Genomic DNA, 1,046 nt, shown 5'->3' with positions numbered 1-1,046 from the left:
AAGATCGGGCCGAACACCGTCGCCGCGATCAGCGAGGTCCTCGATCGTCAGCGGATCGAGGCGCAGGGCTACCGCTCGTGCCAGAACATCCTCGCCCTGGCCCGCGGCGACAACAAGCAGCTCCTCGAGCGGGCCTGCGGCCAACTCGTCTCCGAGACCTCCCGCCGGGCGATCAGCTACACCGCCGTCAAGCAGCAGCTGGCCGCACTGCGGGCCCAGGCCGCCGCCCGGCCCACCACCACGCAGCCGGCGGTGGCGGCTACGACGGACCGGCTGGAGCCGCCGCCGGGTCGGCGAGATACCACCGGGGCGCATCTGGCCGGGCCTGAGCAGTTCAGCCTCGCCGCCCTCACCAGCGCTCCCAACGACTCAAACCGGGAGGCCGGTCGTGACTGATCGTCATCTCACCGACGCCGACATGCCGCTGTTCACGCAGCTGCGGATGACCGCGTTCGGCCAGACCGTCATTGACCTGGCCAACGATCCCGCCTGCGACGAGTGGACCTTCTCGGAGAAGATCTTCCACGCCCTGGACAAAGAGATCACGGCCAGGCAGGAACGCCGGACCCAGAAACTACTCAAGGCCTCCAGATCGCCAAACCCTGACGCCTGCGTAGAAGAGATTCGCTACCTGCCTGACCGCAACGTCAACCGCGAGCTAATCGCACGACTTTCCAGCTGTCAATGGATCGACGCCACTCGCAATCTCGTCGTGCTCGGCCAATCCAGCGTGGGCAAGACCTACCTCGCCCAGGCGCTTCTCAATGCCGCGTGCCGAAAGTACTACACCGCGAGGTTCTTCCGGCTCGACGACCTGGCCAACCGGCTCGCCGTGCTGGAGCCGACCTCGCAGCGCAGGCTGGACTTCCTCACTGATCTGCACAACTGCGACCTGCTAGTGCTGGACGATTTCCTGACCACGCCGGTGGCCCCGCACACCGCGGCGGAGCTGCTCAACATCCTTGCCGCCCGGGAAGGGCGGGGCTCGACGCTGGTGACCTCGCAGTTCGACCCGCCCGATTGGTACAAGTCGCTCCAAGACGCGG

At 66.7% G+C, this 1,046-nt stretch carries 1 protein-coding gene and 1 pseudogene; both read left to right on the top strand.

Annotation, left to right across the window (positions count from 1 at the left end; translation table 11 throughout):
• Window positions 1-396, top strand: a pseudogene (locus tag DPA01S_RS17125) (IS21 family transposase); the annotation flags it as partial.
• Window positions 389-1,046 (top strand): ATP-binding protein (locus DPA01S_RS16050; RefSeq protein WP_061917931.1); only part of this gene is annotated, 658 nt, incomplete at its 3' end. The pseudogene DPA01S_RS17125 and the gene DPA01S_RS16050, both read left to right, overlap by 8 nt.

Source organism: Dietzia papillomatosis NBRC 105045 (assembly GCF_001570845.1).
Lineage (GTDB): Bacteria > Actinomycetota > Actinomycetes > Mycobacteriales > Mycobacteriaceae > Dietzia > Dietzia cinnamea.
Note: the sequence above shows the minus strand (reverse complement) of the source record. Positions and strands in the feature narration are given on the sequence as shown.